Here is a 16,811-nt window from a genome sequence, read left to right as displayed (position 1 = left end):
GACGGGACGGAGAAGGGACGCAAGTGGAACTGATCGTTGGAAATAAGCGGGTGACGCCCGAAGCGCTGCGTGAAATCCCCGGCGGGATCGAGGCCGATCTGACCGGTGAGGCGCTGACTTCGCTGATCGACGCGACGTTTAGGGGCTATGCCTCGATTGAAATGCTGGGCGGTGATCTGAACCGCCAGCGCATGGATGTGATCGACATCCGCATGGCGGGCGCTGCGACCACGGTCACGCTGCGCAGCCAAGGCGCGATGGCGCTGCACTGAGAGACGACTGAGATCCGGGGCGGGTGCGCTCGCCCTAGACGCTGAGAAGGCCCAGGCGAAACCAATAACACCTCGGGCGGTGAATCAACGAGCCTGATCAGCGAGACTGGCCCCTTCCGTCCCTTTCGGAGGGGGTCTTTTCATATTCGGCGGGGCCTTAGATTTCGTCCGGTAGCCTGCGCCCGAAATAGAAGCGTAGCCCGCGCATCGACAGCACGTGCATCCCGATCAGCGCCAGCCCCATCAACAGGTCGACCTTGACGCCTAGACCTTGCAGCGGCGCGAAATGGGTTGCAGCGGTGATGGAAATCAAGGTCAGCGCACTCGTCAGTAGGGGCGCGGGGATGCGCGGCAGCGGGCTGACCCGGTGCAGCCGCCACAGCGTCAACGCCAGCCCCACTGCCTCGGCCGCCGTCGAAAGCCAGATCACGAACACGAACGATCCGGTTTCGCGCAGGACCAGATAGCTCACCGGCAAGATCAACACGCGCGGCAGGTTTCCCCACATTCCATTGCTGCTTTGCCCGACCGACAGCGCGACCACCGTCGGCCCGGTCTTGGCCACGCGCACCGCCTGCAACACCGCAAACGGAATGAGCAGCCCGCTCAGGCTGGCGTATTTCGCGCCCAAAAGCAGATGGATCACAGGCGTGCCCAGGAAAAACACGCCCAGCACCAGAACAGAGCCGGTCAGCAAAGCGGCTTCGAACGCGGCCTTGGCCAGATGACGTTGGACATCGGGCCGACCTGCTGCGCGAGCGGCGGCCAGCTTGGGCAAAAAGAAATTCTGGATCGTCTTGGCCCCGATCAAGGTTGGCGTCAGCGTCAGCGTGACCCCCATCGCGAAAATCGCCAGCGCCTCCATCCCGGCCAAGCGCCCGACAATCACCTTGTCGCCCTGAAACACCAGATACATCATCGCGGCATTGACCAATAGCGGCGCGCCAAACTGCATGGATTGGCGCATCTCTGCCCGGTCCAGACGCAACTGATAGCGCCGCTCGGCCATAAGATGCGAGGTGATTACCCCAAGGATCGTGTAAATCAGCATCGCCCAAAGCGCCGCGCGCCAATCGCCAAATATGCTTGCCAAGGGCCATAGCGCCAATAGCGCGCCAAATGCGGGCAGCGTGCCCGTGAGCAGCACTGGCAAATACCGCCCGCTGCGCTGGGCACGGTGAATGTCGAAATGTTGCAGCGCATTGAGCAGCGGGATCAGCGCCAGCCAGCGATAGGCCGAGGTGGCTTGCGGAATGCCCATGAAATCGGCGATCGGCCCCGCCAGCACCAACAGCGCCACCGCCGAAAGAGTGCCGCGCAGCACCTGAAACCCCTGCAAAGCGGCCTGAAAGCGCGGATCATTGCCGCGCGGCGATTGCACGATTTGCTGATGCAGCTCCAGCGTTGAGGCCATTTCCAGCACCGCCATCACCATCGCAAACGTCGCCGCGACCCCGTAATCGGCCACCGGGATCAACCGGGCCAACAACAGGTTGCGCGCCAGCAGCAAAGCCGAGGTCGCGGCATTTCCGCTCAGGATAAACAGTGCGGTGCGCAGCATGAATGGATCGGGCCTCGCGGCGTCTGCGCGAGGCATCGAGTGACGCAACGGCAAGGGACGGGTTTGCTTTCGAGCAAGTTTCGGCGCTTGCTGGCTTGCGGTCAAGCGTGGGCTGTGGCTGTTGTGACATGCTCGCAACGCTGTAAGGCGCATTGGGCTTGTCAGCCCAAGGCTCTTCCTGTTCAACTCAATGCAAAATGAGACTGGCAGAGCATGGCACCCAAAAAGACTGAGCCCTTCACAAGCCCCAGCACGGCGCTCTTGCGCGTCGCCAAGGGGGATCTTTGCGCGGGCTGCGGGCTCTGTGCCGGTTTGGCGCCCGGGCGTATTACAATGGAAATGACGCCGCCGGGATTTCCCCGCCCGGTGCAAGTCGCGGATCTGAGCGGGCCGCAAGAGGCCTCGATCTGGGCAAGTTGCCCGGGATTGGGACAATCGAGCGCGCGCGCAGGCGAGGGCCGCGACCCGCTTTGGGGGCCGTATCAGCAGATGGTGACGGGCTGGGCAGGCGATGAAAGCGTGCGGTTTGCCGGCGCTTCGGGGGGCGCGTTGTCGGCACTGGCGGCGCATCTTTTGGCCTCGGGGCGGGTGGATGGCGTGATCCAGATTGAGGCCGATCCGGCCTCTCCCACCGCCAACCGCACGCGCATCAGTGAAACGCCAGAGCAGGTGGCACAGGCGGCGGGCTCGCGCTATGCGCCCTCCAGCCCGCTTGCGGATCTGGCGCAATATCTGGCCTCGGGGCGGCGCTATGCCTTTATCGGGAAACCCTGCGATTGTTCGGCGTTGCGCGCGCTAAGCCTGCAACACCCGGCCGTGGCTCGCGCCTTCCCGGTGATCTTGTCATTCTTTTGCGCGGGCGTTCCAAGTGCTGCGGGCGCGCAAAAACTGCTTGCGAAAATGGGCGTCGCAGAGGATCAGCTTGCCGGTTTTCGCTATCGCGGAAACGGGTGGCCGGGGCGTGCGACGGCGACGCTTGGCGATGGCAGCACGCGCGATCTCGACTATCATTCCGCTTGGGGCGGGGTGCTGGCGCATCACGTTCAGCATCGCTGCAAGATTTGCGCCGATGGCACGGGCGTGGCCGCCGATCTGGTCTGCGCCGATGCCTGGGAGACCGATGCCAAGGGGTATCCGGTCTTTGACGAGGCCCCCGGCGTCAGCCTGATCGTGGCGCGCACGCGGCTTGGCGCCGAGATTTTGGCACAAGCAGAAGCGGCAGGCGCGGTGCAAACGCAGCCTTTCGATGTCGCCAAGCTTGCCGCGATCCAGCCGGGTCAACGCGAGCGCCGTCGTGCGCTGTTTGCCCGCCTTGCTGCGCTGCGTCTGGTGGCGCGCCCGGTGCCCGTTTATGTCGGGATGGACCTGCGTGCCTGTGCGCGCCAAAACCCGATTGTACGGAATTTGCGCAACTTCGCGGGCACGATCCGACGCGCATTTTCGAGGCCAAAATGAGTCGCCCGTTGCGCATCTGCCTGATTTTTCACTCGACCCGCTCGGACAATCTGGGCGTTGGCGCGTTGACCGTGTCCGAGGTTGCGCTGCTGCGCAAACTGGGGCGGCAGATGGGCCGCGAGATCGCGATCACGGTGTTGGACTGGAAAGACGCGCGCGCGCCTTACGTGGCTGGCGATGATCTGACATTGATCGAGGTGGATGGCGCTTTTCTGAAGTCTCCCAAAGGCTTGTTTGCCACTCTTAAAGCAAACGATTTGGTGATTGATATCGGAGGCGGCGATAGCTTCGCCGATATTTACGGCGCAAAACGGCTGATCCGAATGTTCTGGATGAAGTTCGCCGCGCATCTGGCGGGCACGCCTTTGGTGGTGGCCCCGCAGACGATCGGGCCGTTTTCGAAACGCTGGTCGAAATGGCTGGCGCGGATCACGCTCAACCGCTCGGCGCTGGTGGCGGCGCGCGATGAGCGCTCGGGTGAGGCGTTGCGCGCACTGGGCTATCGGGGGCCGATTGTGGCGGCTTCGGATTTGGCGCTGCGGCTGCCTTATCAGCCGCCTGAACGCGCCGAGGGCGGTGCGCCGCGCGTCGGCATCAACGTCTCGGGGCTGTTGATGGTGGGGGGCTATCAGGGCGGTAATGATTTTGGCATGAGCCTTGATTATCCGGCCCTCATCGCGCGGCTGATTGAGTGGTTCAAGGGGCAGGGCGCCGAGGTGCATCTGGTGCCCCATGTGATCGTGCCAAACGGGCCGATGGTGATCGAGGATGATCTGCGCGCCTGCGAGGCGCTGGCTGGCACGCATGGCGTGATCTGCGCGCCTGCGTTTGATAGCCCGGGGGCTGCGAAATCCTATATTGCGGGGCTCGATTTCTTTACCGGCGCGCGGATGCATGCCTGTATCGCGGCGTTTTCCAGCGGTGTGCCAGTGGTGCCAATGGCCTATAGCCGCAAATTCGCGGGGCTGTTTGGCACGCTGGGCTATCCGCGCACTGTGGATTGCACCGCCGGTTCCGCCGATCAGGTGTTTGGCGCGATCACCGAAGGATATGTCATGCGCGACACGCTGGCGCGCGAGATGAAAGAGGCGCTGGCCAAGGGGCTTGTGCGGTTGGGGGCCTATGACACGGCGCTCTTGAAGCTGATGGAGGGGATCCGTGGCTGAGGCTGCCGTTATCATCCCGCATTACAATGATGTGGCCCGCCTGATCCGCTGCCTTGAACGGCTTGCACCCCAGATTGATGCGCGCTGCGAACTGCTGGTTGTCGACAATAACTCGACCGTCGATCTGGCCCCGCTGCGCGCGGCCTTTCCCGATCTGCGCATCGTGACCGAGACGAAAAAGGGGGCCGCCGAGGCGCGCAATCGTGGCGTGGCTGAAACCACGGCTGAGCGGTTGTTTTTCATCGACAGCGATTGCGTCGCTGACCCCGACTGGATCGCGACCGCGTTCGCTGTGATGGCGCGCGGTGATCTGGTGGGCGGGCATGTCGCGGTGTTTGACGAAACGCCGCCGCCGCGTTCGGGGGCGGAGGCGTTCGAGACGGTCTTTGCTTTCGATTTCCGCCGCTATATCGAAGAAAAAGGCTTTTCCGGCACCGGCAACCTGCTGACGCGGCGCGATGTGTATCAGGGCACGGGACCGTTCATTGCGGGTCTGTCCGAAGACCTCGATTGGTGCCGACGCGCGACGGCGAAAGGCTACCGACTGGTCTATGCTGAAGAGCTGCGCGTGGGTCACCCTTCGCGTCAGGATTGGGCGGCGCTGGCACGCAAATGGCGGCGATTGACCGAAGAGGGGTTCGGCGTGAACGGATCGGCCCCGCTGGAGCGCCTGAAATGGGCGGGCAAAGCGCTGCTGATGCCGCTTTCAATTTTGGCCCATAGCCCCAAAGTGCTGCGTCACAAGGGGCTGAACGGCGCGGGCGAGCGGGGCCGTGCGCTGGTGACATTGGCGCGACTGCGGCTGGCACGCATGGGCTGGATGCTGCGCCAAGCGGTGTTTGGGCATCTGTAATTCAGTGCCGATTGGCCACAGATCGCCGTTCCGCCGCCCTGAATTTGCCGTGTTTTTCTTGTTTAACGCTCTGTTGAGGGGGTACTCTCATTGGCACGAGCAGTAAGCAGAGCCGCGCTGAACGCGGCCGCGACAGGCGATATATTATGCGATATGAGATGCACAGTTTTGGGCTGATGGCGCGGATGTTCCAAGGCGGCGCTTTGGCGTGCGCGATGGCATTGGCGCTGATGACCCCGGCACAGGCGCGCGATTGGACGGCTCAAGGGCCAAGTGCGCTGGCCGAGATCATGCCGCAACTGGCACCGGGGGATGTGGTGCGTCTGGCTGCGGGCGATTATCCCGCGCTGAAACTGTCCAAGCTTGCGGGCGATGATGATAAGCCCATCACGTTTCGCTCAAGCGACCCCAAACAACCTGCCCGCATCGAACGGATGGACCTGCGCGAAGTCAGTCATCTGGTGTTTGACGACCTGCTGTTCGACTACGACTATCACCCCGATGACAAAGCAAACTTACGCCCCTTTCAGGTGTTTACCGCGCGCGATGTGACGATCAGGAACTCGGTGTTTGATGGCGATCTGGCCCCACCGACGGCGGGATCGCCCGAACATAACCCGTTGCCCACGGCGTTCGGTCTGGCACTGCGTTCATCCAACGGTCTGCACATCGAGAACAACGAATTTCGACGCTTTTTCCGGGGCTTGGTTGTCAGCGACTGCGTCGATGTCTCGGTGACGGACAATGATATTCACGACATGCGCATGGACGGGATGAACTTTGCGCAGGTCGCGCGCGTGACCATCACGGGCAATCATATGCATGATTTCTTGCGCGCCGCTGAGCTGGCCGATCATGCGGATATGATCCAGTTCTGGACTGCCGGTACCACCCGACCCAGCCACGATATCCTGATTGCGGATAACATCTTCAACTCAGGCATGGGGCTGTTTACGCAGTCCATTTTGATGCGCAACGAGTTGGTGGATCGGGGCGAAGCGGGCGACGAGATGTTTTATCGCAACGTGACGATCCGCGACAATGTGATCATCAACGCGCATTTGCACGGGATCACGCTGGGGCAAGCCGATCACGTCGAGATTACCAATAACACGCTCATCCATAACGCATTTTCACAAGGGGTCGAGGGCCACCCCAAGCTGTGGATTCCCCAGATACGGGTGGCGCGTGACGCGCGTGACGTGGTGATTGAAAAGAACGTTGTGGGCGAAATTTCGGGGCCTGTCGGGCAGACCGACTGGAGCGTGAAGGACAATCTGCTGATTCAGGATGTCTCTCCTGGTCGTCCAAATTTCTATGACACGCTGTTCGTGGCCGCGCGCACCGGACTGCCCGATGATCTGCGCAATTTCGACTATCTTCCCGGCGGTGCGCTGGCGGGGGCTGGTATCGGGGCGCCGCAATTGGATGGACTGGCGCAGGACAGGACGCTGCAACCGGTGATGCGTATCGGGGCTGCGCCGGAAGGTGGTAAAGAACTGCTGTTTGATGCGGCCAAAACCGTGCTGCCAGACGGCGTTAACCCAAGCAAAGTCACTTATGACTGGCAGATCGGCAAGGCCGACAAGATCGCGGGCGCCAAGGTGCCATTTACCTTTGAACGCCCCGGCAATTATCGCATCACCCTGACGGCCATGTTGCCAGATGGGCAAAGCCGCTCGGCACAGGGCCAGATTGCGGTGCGCGACAGCCGGGTGCTCACGTTTGACCCTGAAATCGGTCGGATCGTGTCGCATGTCGGCGCGGAACCCAAGGTGCTTTCCACCATCGCCGTGTCTCCCGGCGCGCTGGAATTTGGCGCAGGCGGCGGCGCAATCGATGTGCCCGCCGAGATGATTGCGCCGTTTTTCGAGGCGGACAGCTTTAAACTGTCGATGCGGCTGCGTGCGATGGGCGATTTCAAATCCGCAGGTGAGGTTGTGCGCATTCATCAATCCTTGATTATCAAGGCGACGGGGCGCGGCACGTTTACCGTGGAATTCTGGCCTGCCAATGGCCAACGGCTGCTTTTGCGCACCAAGCGGATCCCGCTTTACGACGGAAAGTGGCATGATGTGAGCTTTGAATATGACGCCGCGAAAAGCCATTTCGAAGTCCACGGCGATGGCGCGCTGATCGGGCAGGGCTCGGTGTCGGGTGAAACCCGCCCGATGGAATATTGGGGATTGGCGTTGGGCAATCCGTTTGGTGTGAAAGACAGTTTCCACGGCGAAGTGGAAAGCCTTGAGCTGGACGCGAGCGGCGCTGCGGTTGCAGGAGCGCTGTAAGGATGCGCACTGAAACGATGAGGCGCGCGCCGGTTTCGGCAGGACCGGGTTCGGGTGGAGCGATGCGGCGCGTTTCTCTGGCGGGTCCAACCGCCGCGCCCGGCGATGTTGCCCTGGCTTCGGCCAAGCTGCCTTTTCCCGTGCTGATCATGTTGATTTCGATCCTGCTGCCAGTGGAATTCAACCTTGGACCGCTGGCGATGACGGGGCTGCGCATGGTGCTGATCGTCATGATCCTGCCATTGCTGGCAGGGTTGTTTTCGGGTCGGTACGGGCGGCTCATGGCGGTGGACTGGCTTTTCCTGGCGCATTTTTTCTGGCTGACGATCGCGCTTGCGGTGAATAACCCCGACCGGGTGATCCAGCAGGCGGGCTCGGTCGGGCTTGAATTTCTGGGCGGATACCTGATGGGGCGCGCCTATATTCGCACCCGAGAGGATTTTGCCGCCCTCTCGCGCGCGCTGATCTTTTCCTTCGTTCTCATGCTGCCCTTCACCGCCTATGAGACCATCACAGGCACGCCGCTGATCCCGACGCTGATCGACAAAGTGCCCGGCCTCGGATCGGTCAATATTGTTTATGCTGATCCGCGTATGGGGTTGGAGCGCGTGCAAGGCCCCTTCGATCATCCGATCCATTTCGGGATTTATGCCTCGGTCGCGTTCCCGCTTGCCTTCGTGGCGTTTGACGGGGTGCGCTCGATGCGCTGGAGGGTGCTCATGAGCGCTATCGTGGTTGGCTCGGGGATGTTGGCGCTTTCTTCGGGGGCGCTTTTGGCGCTGCTGCTGCAGATCGGGCTGATTGGCTGGTCGATCATGTTTCGCTCGATCACATGGCGCTGGTGGCTGCTGGTGGGGCTGTTTGTAACGGCCTATGTCGGCATTGATTTGCTGTCGAACCGGACGCCTATCAAAGTGTTCATGTCCTATGCCACGTTTTCGGCCCATACTGCTTATTGGCGCGGAATCATCTTTGATTGGGGCATGAAAAATGTCTGGGCAAACCCGATTTTTGGTCTGGGTTTGCGTGACTGGGTACGCCCGTCCTACATGCATTCGGGCAGTATGGATAACTTCTGGCTGGTGATGGCTGTGCGCTATGGAATCCCGGGGTTTCTGCTCGTCGCGGGGGGGTATGCATTGGCCGTGGCGCAAATTATGCGGCGCGACTTCAGTCAGGATTTCCGCCTTTTGGTCTTTCGTCGCGCGTGGGTTTTCACCTTTCTCGGCTTGTCCTTCGCGCTGTGCACCGTGCATGTCTGGGGCGCGGTCTATTCATTCGTCTTTTTCATGTTCGGTTCGGGCGTCTGGCTGATCCGCGCGACCGAGCAACAGGACGAAATCCCCGATAATGACGAGCCTTCAACACCAACGAGCCGATATACTCGGTTTGCCTCATTGCGCGAGCGGGCCCAGAGATGAGCGAAAAACTTCGAGTTCTGATGATTGCGCCAGCTCTCTCGCGCGAGTCGATTGGCGAGGCTTATGTTGCTTATAAATGGGCCGAAGCGCTGATGCCGCTGGTCGATCTGACGGTTGCGAGTTTTCAAAGCCCGCGTCACTCATCGCTGGCCGAGCAATTGCCGCAAGCGCGTATCGTCACATGGCCGCGCCCCACCGTGCTGGATCGCAACCCCCGGCTGCGCGCGATGCTCAAACCAGAATGGCCGATCTTCATGCGCAAAATCCGGGCCTATTTGCGCGCGCACGGCGGTGAATTTGACATTGCGCATCAGATCATGCCGCAGGCGATGCGCTATGCCTCGCCGCTGCGTGGGGGCGGGGTGCCTTATGTTGTCGGGCCGCTCGGGGGCGCGTTGACGACCCCGCTGGCCTTTCGCGCGGAATCGGGGGCTGCAAAATGGTATACGCGCCTGCGCGCGCTAGATCATCTGCGGCTGCGCTTTGATCCTGCGCTGCGGGCCTCGTATCGCGATGCGGCGATGGTGCTTGGCGTTGCGCCCTATATTCGCGACCACCTCGCACCGATTGCGATCTGCGATTATGAAAATGTGTTGGAATTGGGCATCGAAGGCCCGGCGCCAGCGCGCGAGCTGCGCTCTGACGGCACGATACGTTTGCTGCATGTCGGACGCGGCGTGCGCACCAAGGGGTTGCGCGATGTGGTGCGCGCGATGGGACTTTTGCGCGAGCGTCCCGATTTGCATCTTACCAGCGCGGGCGCTGGTGAGGAAATCGCGCTTTGTCGGGCCGAGGCAGAGCGCCTCGGCGTCGCGGATCGGTGCGCGTTTCTGGGCGCGATCCCGCGCGATCAGGTTGAGGACCTTTACGCGCGTTCGGACATATTCGTGTTCCCAAGCTGGCGAGAACCCGCTGGGAATGTTCTCTATGAGGCGATGCGCTGGGGGCTACCGGTGATTGCGGCGGCGCGTGGCGGTCCCGATTGGATCGTTGACGAGGGGGTGACGGGTTTCAAGTGTGCCGTGTCCACGCCTGATGCCTTGGCGCGCGATGTGGCGGGCGCGATTGCAAAGCTTGCCGATGATCCGGGGTTGCGCGCGACGTTCGGTGCGCGCGGACAAGCCAAGGTGTTGGCCGAAGGGCTTTGGCCCGTGAAGGCCGAGGGGCTTGTTGGCCTTTATAAGCGCGCCTTGGGGCGCTAGCGCCCGATCCGCTCGCGCGCTTCGGGCGAGAGAGCGGCCAGAACCGAGGCAGGGGGCGCCAGTCCGAAATAGCCACGCAACAGGGCGCGTGCCTCGGGGCCATGGCCTTGCAAGACCAGTTGCCCCGCTTTGGCGAGGGACCAGAACATGCCCCCGATCAGGCCGGGCGGGAAGTTCTTGCGCAGGAACATCGCGCGGGCGCGGTGCTTGAAATACTGCGAAAACGGAGAAGCAACCGAGCCCATGCGCTGCGAGCCGATCGCCGAGCCTGCCTTGTGCAAGACCACGGCCTCGGGGCAATAGGCGATGCGCAGGGGGCCGCGGCGCAACGCCCAATCCACCTCTTCGTAATAGAGGAAATACTCCTCGGCCATCGGGCCTGCGGCCTCGTAAAAGGCGCGCGTGGCAATCAGGCTGGCCCCGGTGACGAACTCGATCTGAGCCTCTTTGGGCACCGGCGCTGTGCGATCTGCGAATTGGTTGATGTTATGCGTGATCCCGGTGCGCCGGTCGATCGTGCCACCGTCGATCTGGATCATCTCAGGATTGTCGGCATAGACCACGCGATGCGCGATCAGCCCGATCTGCGGGTCGTCTTGGCGATACATCGCCAATGTGCGCGGCGTATCGGGGGGCGTGATACAGTCGGGATTGAGCAGCCAGAACCGATCAATCTCGGGGGCGCGCGCCAGCCGCGAAAGCCCCAGATTGACGCCCGCTGCGAAACCACCATTCACCCCCGCCTTGATCAGCGCGATGCCTGCCGCGCCTGCCTGCGCGGGCGACAGCAGCGTTGGCCCGATGGTGTCGCGCACAACCGCATTTGTGTGATCGCGCGAGGCGTTATCCACCACCACCACATGCAACACCACGCCCGTCGCGGCCTGAAGCGCGCGCAAACAGTCCGCGATGACGTCTGCGGCGTTATAGGTCACAATCACCACCCCCAGATGCGGGGTGGGTGTCGAGGCGAGGCTCGCTGCCATAGGTCTTTGTTATCCGTGCTAAATTTTGATCAAAAAATCAGAATGGCGCGGCAATGACCAGTGTGTTTGCGCGCAAAATGCGAATTGCGCGCAGGGCTGTGGCGTTTAAACCCCGCGTGACAGGGCAGCCACGCCGGTGCGTGCTACGTCTGACAGCCCCAAGGGACGCATCAGATCGGCAAAGGCGTCGATTTTCTCGGATGTTCCGGTGATTTCAAAGACGAAGCTTTCCAGCGTGCTATCCACCACATTGGCGCGGAAAATATCGGCCAGACGCAGCGCCTCAACCCGTTTGTCCCCCGTGCCCGACACTTTCAACAGCGCCAGCTCCCGCTCGACCGGGTGGCCCTCGACCGTCAGATCCTTGACCTCGTGCACGGGCACGATGCGGCCCAGCTGCGCCTTGATCTGCTCGATCACCGACTCTGTGCCGGTGGTGACGACAGTGATCCGGCTTTTGTGGCCCTTGTGATCGACCTCGGCCACGGTGAGGCTGTCGATGTTATAGCCGCGCCCCGAGAACAGCCCGATCACGCGCGCCAGAACGCCCGCCTCGTTATCCACGATCACCGCCAGCGTGTGCGAGCGCTCCAACTGGCTGTGGCTGTCGCGCAGATCATACGCCGAATGGCTCGACGCGCCTTTTTTGATTTTCAGAGCGGCCATTGCCTCTCTCCTTTTCTCAATCGCCAAGCCCTGCGACTTGGCCCAAACATCGCGAGGGTCCGGGAGACGCGCCCCCGGACGGCCTCAGACCAGCCCCGCGCCTTCCTTGAAGGCCTCGGCATCGGCGGCCAGAAGCATCTCATTATGGGGCTTGCCCGAGGGGATCATCGGGAAGCAGTTTTCGTGTTTCTCGACGCGGCAGTCAAACAGCACCGGACCATCGTAATCCAGCATCTCTTGGATTGCGTCATCCAGCTTGGCGGGGTCATCACAGCGGATCCCTTTCCAGCCGAAACTTTCCGCCAGTTTGACGAAATCTGGCAGGCTTTCGGACCACGAATGGCTGTAGCGCTCGCCATGCAGCAGCTCTTGCCACTGGCGCACCATGCCGAGGCGTTCGTTGTTGAGGATGAATTGCTTGACGGGCGTGCGGAACTGGGTCGCGGTGCCAAGCTCTTGCATGTTCATCAGCCAGCTTGCCTCACCCGCCACGTTGATCACCAGCGCGTCCGGGTGGGCCACCTGCACCCCGATCGAGGCCGGGAAGCCATAGCCCATCGTGCCCAAGCCGCCGCTTGTCATCCAGCGGTTGGGGTCTTCAAAGCCCAAGAATTGCGCCGCCCACATCTGGTGTTGACCCACTTCGGTCGTGATGTAGCGATCGCGCCCCTTGGTCAGCGCCTCAAGGCGTTGCAGCGCGTATTGCGGCTTGATGGTGGTGTCGGAATTGGTGAAATCAAGGCAATTGACGGCGCGCCATTTTTCAATCTGGGTCCACCATTTCGCCAGCCCGGCCGTGTTGACCTTGCGCCCGCGCGATTTCCACACCTTGAGAACATCTTCCAGCACATGGCCGATATCGCCCAAGATCGGCAGGTCGACCGGGATGATCTTGTTGATCGACGAGGCATCAATATCGACATGCACCTTGGTCGAGCGCGGGCTGAAATCGGGGATGCGCCCGGTGATGCGGTCATCAAAGCGCGCGCCCAGATTGATCATCAGATCGCAGCCATGCATTGCCAGATTGGCCTCATACAGACCGTGCATCCCAAGCATCCCGAGCCACGGCTTGCCCGAGGCCGGATAGGCACCCAAGCCCATCAGTGTCGAAGTGATCGGGAAGCCCGTCGCATCGACCAGCTCGCGCATCAACTGGCACGCAGCCGGGCCAGAATTGATCACGCCGCCGCCGGTGTAAAACACCGGGCGCTCGGCTTTTTCGATCAATTCGACAAGCGCGGTGATCGCGTCCAGATCGCCCTTCACTTTGGGTTGGTAATGATCAACGCGCGCCTGTTTGGGAGCGGTGTAATCGCCAGTGGCGAATTGCACATCCTTGGGAATGTCCACCAGCACCGGGCCGGGACGCCCCGAGGTCGCGACATGGAACGCCTGATGGATGGTTTCCGACAGTTTCGCGGTGTCTTTGACCAGCCAGTTGTGTTTCGTGCAGGGGCGGGTGATGCCCACGGTGTCGGCCTCTTGGAAGGCATCGGTGCCCACCATAAAGGTCGGCACCTGACCCGTGAACACCACAAGCGGAATGGAATCCATCAGCGCATCGGTCAGCCCGGTCACCGCATTGGTCGCCCCCGGACCCGAGGTCACCAGCACAACACCGGGCTTGCCGGTGGAGCGGGCATAGCCTTCGGCCATATGCACTGCCGCCTGTTCATGGCGCACAAGAATGTGGCGAATGTCGTTTTGCTGAAAAATCTCATCGTAGATGGGCAGAACTGCGCCGCCCGGATAGCCAAAAACCGTATCGACGCCCTGATCCTTGAGCGCTTGCACCACCATTTTCGCGCCGGTCATCTGCCGTGCCATATCTCTTCTCCATCCTCGCGTGGGGCAGGTGGCCCCGGTCTGCGCGTCTCACAATCGACTTGCCAATAAAAAGCCCCCGGCTTTGGCGGGGGCGCATGGGAACCTTCATGGTCAAACCGTCACCGGCCCATGCGCTTGGCTCCTACGACAAGTACAAGAATCGCAGTCATTGCGCTTCCTTTCGATTGCGAACGAGCGGAGATTATGGCTGCGGGCAGGGGGCGTCAATGCCCAAAGGCTGCATAAAATGTCGCGCAGGCACATTATTCTTGTGAAATGTTGCGCGGTGTCGCGAGGCGTTCGCAACTTTGTAAAATTGCGGGCGAGATATGGGCGGAACTATCCACGCCATGCCGTAAGGTCATCACGCGGGCTTGATGTGCGGCCTTGTCTTTTTGGTCAAGTGAACGAACCAGATAGCCTTGGAAATGCTTGACCTTCGAAGTCCGAACAGTCAATCAAAGCAGAGGTGCGAGGCCTTGGGACGGACAATAATGAGGGAGGGAGTATGATGGGCAAATTGCTAGCCCTGTCACGCTGGATTGACATCATCAATGAGAGGATCGGCAAGTCCGTGTCCTGGCTTATTCTGGTTTCAGTCCTTGTCAGTGCAACCAATGCCATCGTGCGCAAGATGTTTGACAAGTCGTCGAACTCGTGGCTCGAACTACAGTGGTATCTGTTTGGTGCGGCTTTTCTGGGGGCTGCCGCCTACACGCTCAAACAAAATGAGCATATCCGCATCGACATCATTTACGGTGCCTTGTCGCGCAAGGTGCAGCATTGGATCGACCTGCTCGGGCATCTCTTCTTCTTGATGCCGTTCGTGGTGCTAATGCTGATCAAGCTGACGCCGTTTGTCATGCTTTCGGTGCGCTCGGGCGAGATGTCTACCAATGCGGGCGGTTTGATCTTGTGGCCGGCAAAGATGCTGCTGCTGATCGGGTTCTGGCAACTCTTCGCACAGGGGATCTCTGAGATCGTCAAGAAAATCGCGGTGATGCGCGGGTTGGTCGAAGACCCGCATTCGCTGAACGGTCATCACGGTATGGATCCTATCGTTGAAGAAGAGGCGCTGTGATGCTCGAACTTATTGCGCAGAACATGGCGCCAATCATGTTCCTTTCGTTGATTATCTTCCTGCTGCTGGGCTATCCGGCAGCCTTCGCGCTGGCGGCGAATGGCTTGCTGTTCTTCGTCATTGGCGTCGAACTGTCGGGCTATTCGGGCGGCTCGATCAACCTTGACTGGCCGTTGCTGAATGCGCTGCCGCAACGGTTCTGGGGGGTCTTATCGAATGAGACACTCTTAGCCATTCCCTTCTTTACCTTCATGGGCATCGTGCTGGAGAAATCTGGCATGGCCGAGGATTTGCTCGACACGATCGGGCAGTTGTTTGGCCCGGTGCGCGGTGGTCTGGCCTATGCGGTGATCATCGTGGGCGCGCTGTTGGCTGCGACCACGGGCGTTGTTGCGGCATCGGTGATTGCGATGGGGCTGATCAGCTTGCCGATCATGTTGCGCTATGGCTATGACCGCAAAGTGGCCACGGGCGTGATTGCGGCCTCTGGCACGCTGGCGCAGATCATCCCGCCGTCGCTGGTGCTGATCGTGCTGGCCGACCAGTTGGGTCGCTCGGTGGGCGATATGTATAAGGGCGCGCTGATCCCGGGCATGGTGCTGACCGGCATTTATTTGGGCTATGTGATGGTGATGTCGATCATCAAGCCGGGCTCGATGCCCGCGCTGCCCAAAGAGGCGCGCACGCTGGGCTCTGGTGTGATGTCTCTGATTGTCGCGCTGGTCTTTACCGGGGTGATTTTCTACTTCGCGATGGGCTATTTCGAGAAATCCGGGTCCAGCGTGAACAATTCCGAGATCCTCGCCGCCGGGGTTGCGGTGATCGTGATCTACGCGGTGGCGGTGCTGGACAAGTTTCTCAAGATCAACGTGATGAGCCGTCTGGCGCAGCAGGTGATCATGGTGCTGATCCCGCCGCTGGCGCTGATCTTCCTTGTTCTTGGCACGATTTTCCTTGGCGTGGCGACCCCGACCGAAGGCGGCGCAATGGGCGCGGTTGGCGCTTTGGTGCTGTCTGCGATCAAGGGACGGCTGAGCTTTCCGGTGGTGCGCGACGCGCTGGCGGCGACGACGCGACTGTCGGCCTTTGTGCTGTTCATTCTGCTAGGCGCGCGGGTGTTCTCGCTGACCTTCTATGGGGTGAACGGGCAAATCTGGGTCGAGCATCTGCTGACCTCGCTTCCGGGCGGCCAGTTGGGCTTCCTGATCGTGGTGTCGTTTCTGGTGTTCTTCCTCGCCTTCTTCCTCGACTTCTTCGAGCTGGCCTTCATCATCGTGCCGCTTCTGGCACCGGCGGCCGAGAAGCTGGGGATCGACCTGATCTGGTTCGGGGTGATCTTGGGGGTGAACATGCAGACCTCGTTCATGCACCCACCCTTCGGTTTTGCGCTGTTCTATCTGCGATCGGTCGCGGCCAAGGTGCCCTATATCGACAAGGTTACGGGCATCAAGATGGAGCCGGTGAAGACCTCGCAAATCTATTGGGGCGCAATTCCCTTTGTGTTCATCCAGATCGCGATGATTGCCATCGTGATCGCCTTCCCGGGCATGGTGATGCATTACAAGGGCAAGCCGATCGACCCCTCAAAGGTCGAGATGAAGCTGCCCACGATGCCGGGGCTGGGGGGCTTGGGCGGTTTGCCGGGACTTCCCGGACCGAGCGGTTCAAGCGGAGGCTCGGGCGCGGGTGGATTGCCACCGCTACCGGTGCCCGGCAGCAACTAAACACGAAAAACGGCGGTCCTTGGGGCCGCCGTTTCATTTTATCTGGAACCGAACCGCGTGGTTGGCGTCTAGTTTAATAGGCGCCAATACGGCGCGCGATATGGGAAAGGGATTTGCGGATGCGTATTCTGGTTTTGGCGGCTGCGGGTGGGCTGCTTGTCTCTTTGGCGGCTTGTGGCGATACGGTAACCGAGCGTGCTGCTACCGGCGGGCTTGGCGGACTTGTTGTTGCGGGGCCGGTTGGCGCCGTGGCCGGGGCGACTGTGGGTGTTGTCACCAAGAAATAGCTTCGCCGCCTTGTATGGA

The 16,811-nt window shown here is 61.1% G+C and carries 14 protein-coding genes; 10 read left to right on the top strand and 4 right to left on the bottom strand.

The annotated features are described in order from the left end of the window. The first annotated feature begins 23 nt into the window (after positions 1 to 23). Complete coding sequence (locus QZ571_RS06600) at positions 24 to 272, top strand: hypothetical protein (RefSeq protein ID WP_295532922.1); 249 nt, start codon at positions 24 to 26, stop codon at positions 270 to 272. Between the two features lie 157 nt (positions 273 to 429). Here the strand turns inward: QZ571_RS06600 and QZ571_RS06595 are convergent, their stop codons facing one another. Further along, entirely contained in the window at positions 430 to 1,833 is a 1,404-nt protein-coding gene (locus QZ571_RS06595) for an oligosaccharide flippase family protein (protein ID WP_295532921.1), read from the bottom strand. A 333-nt stretch (positions 1,834 to 2,166) separates the two neighbouring features. Between QZ571_RS06595 and QZ571_RS06590 the strand changes: the two genes are divergently transcribed. From QZ571_RS06590 to QZ571_RS06565, 6 genes are all read left to right on the top strand, one after another. Further along, positions 2,167 to 3,288, top strand: a complete 1,122-nt coding sequence (locus QZ571_RS06590) for a Coenzyme F420 hydrogenase/dehydrogenase, beta subunit C-terminal domain (RefSeq protein WP_295532920.1) — start codon at positions 2,167 to 2,169, stop codon at positions 3,286 to 3,288. Next, positions 3,285 to 4,454 carry a polysaccharide pyruvyl transferase family protein gene (locus QZ571_RS06585; protein ID WP_295532919.1) on the top strand — a complete coding sequence of 390 codons (1,170 nt, stop codon included), beginning with the start codon at positions 3,285 to 3,287 and terminating at the stop codon, positions 4,452 to 4,454. Before QZ571_RS06590 ends, QZ571_RS06585 begins: the two co-directional genes overlap by 4 nt. Then, entirely contained in the window at positions 4,447 to 5,307 is an 861-nt protein-coding gene (locus tag QZ571_RS06580) for a glycosyltransferase family 2 protein (protein ID WP_295532918.1), read from the top strand. Before QZ571_RS06585 ends, QZ571_RS06580 begins: the two co-directional genes overlap by 8 nt. 146 nt (positions 5,308 to 5,453) lie before the next feature. Then, positions 5,454 to 7,595, top strand: a complete 2,142-nt coding sequence (locus QZ571_RS06575; protein ID WP_295532917.1) for a right-handed parallel beta-helix repeat-containing protein — start codon at positions 5,454 to 5,456, stop codon at positions 7,593 to 7,595. A 2-nt stretch (positions 7,596 to 7,597) separates the two neighbouring features. Next, on the top strand, positions 7,598 to 9,016 hold the full coding sequence (locus QZ571_RS06570) for an O-antigen ligase family protein (protein WP_295532916.1): 1,419 nt from the start codon (positions 7,598 to 7,600) through the stop codon (positions 9,014 to 9,016). Beyond that, a complete protein-coding gene (locus QZ571_RS06565; RefSeq protein ID WP_295532915.1) occupies positions 9,013 to 10,218 on the top strand; it encodes a glycosyltransferase family 4 protein in 1,206 nt (401 codons plus the stop codon). Before QZ571_RS06570 ends, QZ571_RS06565 begins: the two co-directional genes overlap by 4 nt. Here QZ571_RS06565 and QZ571_RS06560 read toward each other — a convergent pair. The 3 genes from QZ571_RS06560 to QZ571_RS06550 form a co-directional block, all read right to left on the bottom strand. Continuing rightward, on the bottom strand, positions 10,215 to 11,204 hold the full coding sequence (locus QZ571_RS06560) for a glycosyltransferase family 2 protein (RefSeq protein ID WP_295532914.1): 990 nt from the start codon (positions 11,202 to 11,204) through the stop codon (positions 10,215 to 10,217). The two genes, QZ571_RS06565 and QZ571_RS06560, sit on opposite strands and share 4 nt — an antisense overlap. A gap of 105 nt (positions 11,205 to 11,309) precedes the next feature. Further along, positions 11,310 to 11,870, bottom strand: a complete 561-nt coding sequence (gene ilvN, locus QZ571_RS06555; RefSeq protein WP_295532913.1) for an acetolactate synthase small subunit — start codon at positions 11,868 to 11,870, stop codon at positions 11,310 to 11,312. An 84-nt stretch (positions 11,871 to 11,954) separates the two neighbouring features. Then, positions 11,955 to 13,700: an acetolactate synthase 3 large subunit gene (locus QZ571_RS06550; protein ID WP_295532912.1), complete on the bottom strand. Its 1,746-nt coding sequence runs from the start codon at positions 13,698 to 13,700 to the stop codon at positions 11,955 to 11,957. Positions 13,701 to 14,211: 511 nt separating this feature from the next. On the opposite strand from QZ571_RS06550, the gene QZ571_RS06545 reads away from it, so the two are divergent. The 3 genes from QZ571_RS06545 (at position 14,212) to QZ571_RS06535 (ending at position 16,792) form a co-directional block, all read left to right on the top strand. Beyond that, on the top strand, positions 14,212 to 14,781 hold the full coding sequence (locus QZ571_RS06545) for a TRAP transporter small permease subunit (protein ID WP_295532911.1): 570 nt from the start codon (positions 14,212 to 14,214) through the stop codon (positions 14,779 to 14,781). Further along, positions 14,781 to 16,505: a TRAP transporter large permease subunit gene (locus tag QZ571_RS06540; protein WP_295532910.1), complete on the top strand. Its 1,725-nt coding sequence runs from the start codon at positions 14,781 to 14,783 to the stop codon at positions 16,503 to 16,505. The genes QZ571_RS06545 and QZ571_RS06540 overlap by 1 nt, the downstream gene beginning before the upstream one ends. Positions 16,506 to 16,624: 119 nt before the next feature. Then, positions 16,625 to 16,792: a hypothetical protein gene (locus QZ571_RS06535; RefSeq protein WP_295532909.1), complete on the top strand. Its 168-nt coding sequence runs from the start codon at positions 16,625 to 16,627 to the stop codon at positions 16,790 to 16,792. Positions 16,793 to 16,811: the final 19 nt, after the last annotated feature.

It is taken from the genome of uncultured Thioclava sp. (assembly GCF_913064665.1).
GTDB lineage: Bacteria > Pseudomonadota > Alphaproteobacteria > Rhodobacterales > Rhodobacteraceae > Thioclava > Thioclava arctica.
This window is presented reverse-complemented; position numbering and strand designations above follow the sequence as displayed.